The organism is Micromonospora sp. NPDC049049 (assembly GCF_040649115.1).
Lineage (GTDB): Bacteria > Actinomycetota > Actinomycetes > Mycobacteriales > Micromonosporaceae > Micromonospora.
On sequence record NZ_JBEZEX010000052.1, the window covers coordinates 23,460 to 30,608 of the forward strand.

6 protein-coding genes are annotated in these 7,149 nt (G+C 68.7%); all 6 read left to right on the forward strand.

Annotated elements, in window-relative coordinates:
- Positions 1-32 precede the first annotated feature (32 nt).
- Entirely contained in the window at positions 33-824 is a 792-nt protein-coding gene (locus tag AB0B68_RS31115; protein ID WP_357199502.1) for an ABC transporter ATP-binding protein, read from the forward strand.
- Positions 814-1,524 (forward strand): ABC transporter ATP-binding protein, encoded by a 711-nt coding sequence (locus tag AB0B68_RS31120; protein ID WP_355007597.1) that lies wholly within the window; start codon positions 814-816, stop codon positions 1,522-1,524. Before AB0B68_RS31115 ends, AB0B68_RS31120 begins: the two co-directional genes overlap by 11 nt.
- Positions 1,525-1,559: 35 nt before the next feature.
- Entirely contained in the window at positions 1,560-2,471 is a 912-nt protein-coding gene (locus AB0B68_RS31125; RefSeq protein WP_357199459.1) for an ABC transporter substrate-binding protein, read from the forward strand.
- 3 nt (positions 2,472-2,474) lie between these two features.
- The gene (locus tag AB0B68_RS31130) at positions 2,475-3,452 is read left to right on the forward strand and encodes an amino acid ABC transporter permease (protein WP_355007595.1); all 978 of its coding nucleotides are present in this window, start codon (positions 2,475-2,477) and stop codon (positions 3,450-3,452) included.
- On the forward strand, positions 3,452-4,258 hold the full coding sequence (locus tag AB0B68_RS31135) for an amino acid ABC transporter ATP-binding protein (protein ID WP_355007594.1): 807 nt from the start codon (positions 3,452-3,454) through the stop codon (positions 4,256-4,258). Before AB0B68_RS31130 ends, AB0B68_RS31135 begins: the two co-directional genes overlap by 1 nt.
- Before the next feature lie 90 nt (positions 4,259-4,348).
- Positions 4,349-7,048, forward strand: coding sequence for a DNA polymerase I (gene polA / locus AB0B68_RS31140; protein WP_357199456.1), 2,700 nt, complete (start codon positions 4,349-4,351; stop codon positions 7,046-7,048).
- Positions 7,049-7,149 lie beyond the last annotated feature (101 nt).

Consider the following 7,149-nt stretch of genomic DNA (forward strand, 5'->3'; position numbering starts at 1 on the left):
CGGCTGTTCCGGCGCAGGCCGGCGCGCCGGCGGTGGAGGCGGTCCCCAACCGGGAGCCGCTGCTGGAGGTCGACGACGTCACGCTGCGCTTCGGCGGCGTGGTCGCGCTCGACAACGTCAACTTCACCCTCTACAAGGGGGAGATCCTCGGGCTGATCGGCCCGAACGGCGCTGGCAAGACCACCTGCTTCAACGCGATGACCGGCATCTACCAGCCCACCAAGGGTGAGATCCGGTTCCGTGGCGGCAAGATCAGCGGGAAGAAGCGCCACCAGATCACCCAGATGGGTATGGCCCGGACGTTCCAGAACATCCGCCTGTTCCCGGAGATGACCGCCCTGGAGAACGTCCAGGTCGGCGCGGACGCGCACCACAAGACCAGCGTGATCTCCGCTCTGTTCCGGTTGCCTCGGCACCGGCGCGAGGAGCGTGAGGGACGGGAGAAGGCCGAGCGGCTGCTGGAGTTCGTCGGCATCCGGCACCGGCTGCACGAGTTCGCCCGCAACCTCTCCTACGGGGAGCAGCGGCGGCTGGAGATCGCCCGGGCGCTGGCCACCGATCCGGTGCTGCTCTGCCTGGACGAGCCGGCCGCCGGCTTCAACCCGGCGGAGAAGGAGGAGCTGCTCCAGCTCATCCGGCAGGTCCGGGACACCGGCGTGACCGTGCTGCTGATCGAGCACGACATGCGCCTGGTCATGGGCGTCACTGACCGGATCGTCGTGCTGGAGTTCGGAAAGAAGATCGCCGAAGGGCTGCCCGCCGAGGTGCGGGACAACCCGAAGGTGGTCGCGGCGTACCTGGGGGTGCCGGACGATGTTGCTTGAGATCGACGATGTGAGCCTGCTCTACGGGCGGATCCAGGCGTTGCACGGCATCAGCCTGACCGTGGCCGAGGGTGAGATCGTCGCGCTGATCGGCGCCAACGGCGCCGGGAAGTCGACCACCATGCGGGCTATCTCCGGGATTCGGCCGATCGCCACCGGCAGCATCCGCTTCGAGGGTGAGGACATCTCCAAGCTCCGAGCCGACCTGCGGGTCCGGCGGGGGCTCTGCCAGGCGCCCGAGGGTCGGGGGATCTTCCCCGGCATGTCGGTGCTCGAGAATCTGGACATGGGGGCGTACACCCGGCGCGACCGCGCCGGGATCGCCGAGGACCTGGCCCGGGTGCTCGACCTCTTCCCCCGGCTGGCGGAGCGACGTAAGCAGGCCGGCGGTACCCTGTCCGGCGGCGAGCAGCAGATGCTGGCCGTCGGCAGGGCGTTGATGAGCCGGCCCAAGCTGCTGTTGCTCGACGAGCCCTCGATGGGGTTGGCGCCGATGCTGATCCAGCAGATCTTCGACATCATCAAGGAGATCAACGAGCAGGGCACCACCGTCCTGCTGGTGGAGCAGAACGCGCAGCAGGCGCTGGCCCGAGCGCACCGGGCGTACGTGCTCGAGACCGGCAGGATCGTCAAGACCGGAACCGGTGCCGAGCTGCTGCACGACCCGGCGGTCAAAGAGGCATACCTCGGCGTGGCCTGAGCGGCCGTCACACCCCTCACGCAAGGAGTGCAGAAATGTTCATTACCAACGGTGCCCGGCGGGCGGCGCTCGGCGCCGCCAGTGCGGCGTTGATCGCCCTCTCGCTGACGGCGTGTGGGGAGAAGGAGAACAGCGGCTCACCCGGTGCCGGCCCGACCGTCACGGCGGCGGCCGACTCGGCGCTGGCCGGGAAGGTGCCCGACGCCATCAAGTCCGACGGTGTGATCAAGGTCGGCACCGACTCGACGTACGCCCCGGCGGAGTTCCTCGACGCCGACGGCAAGACGGTGGTCGGCTTCGACGTCGAGCTGTTCAACGCGGTGGCGCAGAAGCTCGGTCTCAAGGCCGAGTACGAGTCGTCGCCGTTCGACGCGATCCTGCCCGGTGTCGACTCCGGCAAGTACGAGATCGGCGTGTCGTCGTTCACGATCAACGCCGAGCGTCTCAAGAGCGTCAACATGGTGAGCTACTTCTCCGCCGGCACTCAGTGGGTGACCAAGGCCGGCAACGCGGCCAAGATCGACATTGACAACGCCTGCGGCAAGAAGATCGCCGTGCAGACCGGCACCGTGCAGTTCGACGACATCACCGCCCGGTCGAAGAAGTGCACCACCGGCGGCAAGCCGGCGATCGCCATCGACCAGTACCAGGCGCAGAGCGACGCCACGGCCGCCGTGTTCAGCGGCAAGAACGACGCCATGCTGGCCGACTCGCCGGTCGGGGCGTACGCGGTGAAGCAGAGCAACGGCTCGCTGGAGCTGATCGGCGACATCTACGAGTCCGCCCCGTACGGCTACGCCGTCAAGAAGGACCAGACCGCCTTCGCCGAGGTGCTCAAGGAAGCCGTCCAAGCGGTCATCGCTGACGGCTCGTACCAGACCGCGTTGAAGAAGTGGGGCGTCGAGGGTGGCGCCATTACCTCTTCGGCGCTGAACCCCGCCAACTGACGCATGTCGTCGGAAACGGACACAACCGAACGGGCACGGCCGGAACCCATCCAGGCCGTGCCCGTCCGGCATCCCGGGCGTTGGGTAGCGGTCGCCGTGATCGGGGTGCTGGTGGCCATGTTCGTCCACCTGCTGGTGACGAACAAGGCGTTCAACTGGGCGTTCATGGTCGACGAGATGTTCCGGCCGCCGATCATGGAGGGTCTGCGCGGCACGCTCGCGCTGACCGTGCTCGCGATGCTGATCGGCGTCAGTCTCGGCGTTGTCGTCGCCATCATGCGGTTGTCGGAGAACCCGATCCTGCGGGGCGTCTCCTGGGCGTACACCTGGTTCTTCCGGGCCGTGCCCCGGCTGGTGCTGGCGATCCTCTTCGGCAACCTCGGCATCCTCTGGGCCCGGATCGAGTTCGGCCTCCCGTTCGATCGGCAGATCGGCGCGCTCTTCGGCGTCGACGACTTCGAGGCACGTCTGTTCGGCTTCTCCGCGCTGGAGATCCTCACGGGATTCGTCGCCGGCATGCTGGCGCTCGGGCTCTCCGAGGCGGCGTACATGGCCGAGATCGTCCGGGCCGGGATCCAGTCGGTGGACGAGGGACAGACCGAGGCGGCGCAGGCGCTGGGCCTGAGCCGTACCCAGATCCTGCGCCGGATCGTGCTGCCGCAGGCGATGCGGGTGATCATCCCGCCGACCGGCAACGAGACCATCGCGATGCTCAAGGACACCTCGCTGGTGGCCTTCGTGCCGGTCTCCACCGAGCTGTTCTTCCAGCTCAAGGCCGTGGGTAACCGGACCTTCCAGGTCTTCCCGATGTACGTGGCGGCCTGCCTGTGGTACCTGCTGCTGACCAGCGTGCTGCTCGTCGGGCAGTACTACCTGGAGCGACACTTCTCCAGGGGGTTCGGCAGGAGCGCCCAAGCCAAGATCAGACTGCGCGGGATCACCGCTGAGGCCGGCGGCAGCGCGAGCGAGGCGGGTCGGTGATGACGCAGGTGACGACATCGGCGGAGGCCGCGGAGACGGCCGCCGACGGCGTGATGGTCCGCGCCGAGCAGGTGCACAAGTCGTTCGGGCCGGTGGAGGTGCTCAAGGGCATCGACCTGGAGGTCCGCAGCGGCGAGGTCTGTTGTCTGCTCGGGCCCTCCGGCTCGGGCAAGTCGACGTTCCTGCGCTGCATCAACCATCTGGAGAAGATCAACGCTGGCCGGATCCGGGTGGACGGCGACCTGATCGGCTACCGGGAACGCGGTGGCAAGCTGCACGAGATGCGGGAGAAGGAGATCGCCGCCCAGCGCCGCGCGATCGGCATGGTGTTCCAGCGGTTCAACCTCTTTCCGCACATGACCGCCCTGCAAAACGTCGCCGAGGCGCCGGTGCTGTTGGGCCGGGAGCGCAAGGCCGCCGCCCGGGAGCGGGCCGCCGCGCTGCTCGAGCGGGTCGGGCTCGGCGACAAGCTGGGCAACTACCCTGGGCAGCTCTCCGGCGGGCAGCAGCAGCGCGTCGCCATCGCCCGGGCGTTGGCGATGCAGCCGAAGCTGATGCTCTTCGACGAGCCCACCAGCGCGCTGGACCCGGAGCTGGTCGGCGAGGTGCTCGACGTGATGAAGGACCTTGCCCGCGACGGCATGACGATGATCGTGGTGACCCATGAGATCGGCTTCGCCCGGGAGGTCGGCGACTCGCTGGTCTTCATGGACGACGGTGTGGTGGTGGAGTCCGGCGCGCCGCGCGAGGTGATCGCCAACCCCCGGCACGACCGGACTAAGGCGTTCCTGGCCAAGGTGCTCTGAGCCGGTGCCCGGCGCGGCCGTTCCGTTCGGCCGCGCCGGGCGTCGTGCCGGTGTCCCGTCCTGTCGTAGCGGCGGACTAGAGTCGCTGCCGTGACAGCTACGACGCCGCGCCTGCTTCTCGTTGACGGACATTCCATGGCATATCGGGCGTTCTTCGCCCTGCCCGTGGAAAACTTCTCCACCACGACGGGGCAGCCGACCAACGCGGTGTACGGCTTCACCTCGATGCTGATCAACGTGCTGCGCGACGAGCAACCCACTCACATCGTGGTGGCCTTCGACGTCTCCCGCCACTCCTTCCGCACCGACAAGTACGCGGAGTACAAGGCCGGCCGCAGCGAGACCCCGACCGACTTCAAGGGCCAGGTCAGCCTGGTCAAGGAGGTCCTGGCAGCCCTGCAGATCCCCGTGGTGGAGAAAGAGGGCTTCGAGGCCGACGACGTCATCGCCACCCTCGCCTGCCAGGCCCGCGACCAGGGCATGTCGGTGCTGATCAGCAGCGGTGACCGCGACGCGTTCCAGCTGGTCGACGATCAGATCACCGTCCTCTACCCGCGCAAGGGCGTCTCCGACCTGGCCCGGATGGACCCCGCGGCGATCGAGGCGAAGTACGGCGTTACGCCACAGCAGTACCGGGACCTCGCCGCGCTGGTCGGCGAGACCAGTGACAACCTGCCCGGCATCCCGGGCGTCGGCCCGAAGACCGCCGCCAAATGGATCACCACGTACGGCGGGGTGGAGGGCGTCATCGCCCGGGCCGACGAGATCAAGGGCAAGGCCGGCGACAGCCTGCGGGAGCGACTCGCCGACGTGATCCGCAACTACGAGATCAACCGCCTCGTCTCCGACCTGGAGCTGCCGCTACGCCCGGAGGACAGCCGCTGGACAGGTTGGGACCGGGAGGCGGTGCACCAGGTCTTCGACACCCTGGAGTTCCGCATCCTGCGCGACCGCCTTTACCAGTACCTGGAGGCGGTCGAGCCGGAGGCCGAGTCCGGCTTCGACCTCACCGGCGAGGTGCTCACCGAGCCCGGCGCGCTGGCCGGGTGGCTGACCACGCACGTCCCGACCGGCACCCCGGTCGGGCTGGCGGTCAAACTCGACACCGGTCCCAACCGCCGGCACACCGCCTCGATCACCGGTCTCGCGCTGGCCACCGCCGGCGGCGCGGCGGCCTGGGTCGACCCGGCAACGCTCGACCCGACCGACGAGGGCGCCCTGGCCAGCTGGTTGGCCGACGAGCAGCGCCCCAAGGTGCTGCACGACAGCAAGCCGGCTGTACTGGCCTGCGCCGCACACGGCTGGCATCTCGCCGGCATCGTCCGGGACACCCAGATCGCCGCGTACCTGGCCCGCCCCGATCAGCGGTCCTACGACCTGACCGACCTGGCGCTGCGCTACCTGCACCGGGAGCTGCGGGTGGACGTCCCGGAGTCCGGCCAGCTCACCCTCGACGGCCTCGGGGACGAAGGGGTGGTCGAGCAGAACCTGATGCTCCAGGCCCGCGCCACCCTCGACCTGGCCGACGCGATCGACGCCGAGCTGTCCCGCGACGGCGAGCAGTCGGCCCGGCTGATGGCCGGCGTGGAGCTGCCGCTGATGCGGGTGCTGGCCACCATGGAGAGCACCGGCATCGCCGCCGACACCGACTATCTCTCCGAGCTGGAGGCCCACTTCGCCGCCGAGGTGAAGGCCGCCGCGCAGGGCGCGTACGAGGCGGTGGGTCGGGAGTTCAACCTCGGCTCGCCCAAGCAGTTGCAGGAGATCCTCTTCACCGAACTGGGTCTGCCGAAGACCAAGAAGATCAAGACGGGCTACACCACCGACGCCGACGCTCTGCAGTGGCTCTACGCGCAGCAGCCGCACCCGGTGCTGGCCCACCTGCTGCGTCACCGCGACGTTGCCAAGCTCAAGTCGACAGTCGACGGGCTGCTGAAGTCGGTCTCCGACGACGGCCGGATCCACACCACCTTCAACCAGACCGTGGCGGCCACCGGTCGGCTCTCCTCCACCGAGCCCAACCTGCAGAACATCCCGATCCGCACCGAGGAGGGCCGTCGGATCCGTCGGGCCTTCGTGGTGGGAGACGGCTACGAGTCTCTGCTCACCGCCGACTACAGCCAGATCGAGATGCGCATCATGGCGCACCTCAGCTCGGACGACGCGCTGATCGACGCGTTCAACTCCGGTGCCGACTTCCACGCCGCCACCGCCTCGTCGGTCTTCGGGGTGCCGCTCGGCGAGGTCACCCCCGACCAGCGCCGCAAGATCAAGGCCATGAACTACGGCCTGGCGTACGGCCTGAGCGCCTTCGGCCTCTCCCAACAGCTCAGCATCAGCACCGAAGAGGCGCGCGGGCTGATGGAGAACTACTTCGCCGGCTTCGGTGGGGTGCGCGACTACCTCCAGCAGGTGGTCGCCCGGGCCCGCCAGGACGGCTACACCTCCACCATCCTCGGCCGACGCCGCTACCTGCCCGACCTGGTCAGCGACAACCGGCAGCGCCGTGACATCGCGGAGCGGATGGCGCTCAACGCCCCCATCCAGGGCTCCGCCGCCGACATCATCAAGGTGGCGATGCTGCACGTCGACACCGCGCTCCGCGAGGCTGGGCTGGGCTCACGGATGCTGTTGCAGGTGCACGACGAGTTGGTCTTCGAGGTCGCGCCGGGTGAGCGGGAGGCGTTGGAGGCCCTGGTCCGGCGGGAGATGGGCGAGGCTCACCCGTTGTCGGTGCCGCTGGAGGTGTCGGTCGGTCTGGGCCGGGACTGGAACAGTGCCGATCACTGATCTTTGTGCTGGCGGTGGTGGGGGTTGCGGTGTGGGGTTCCGGGGCAGCCCGACCCACTCCGGGCGGTCAGGCTTGATCCCTGCGTGGGTCGGGCTGCCCC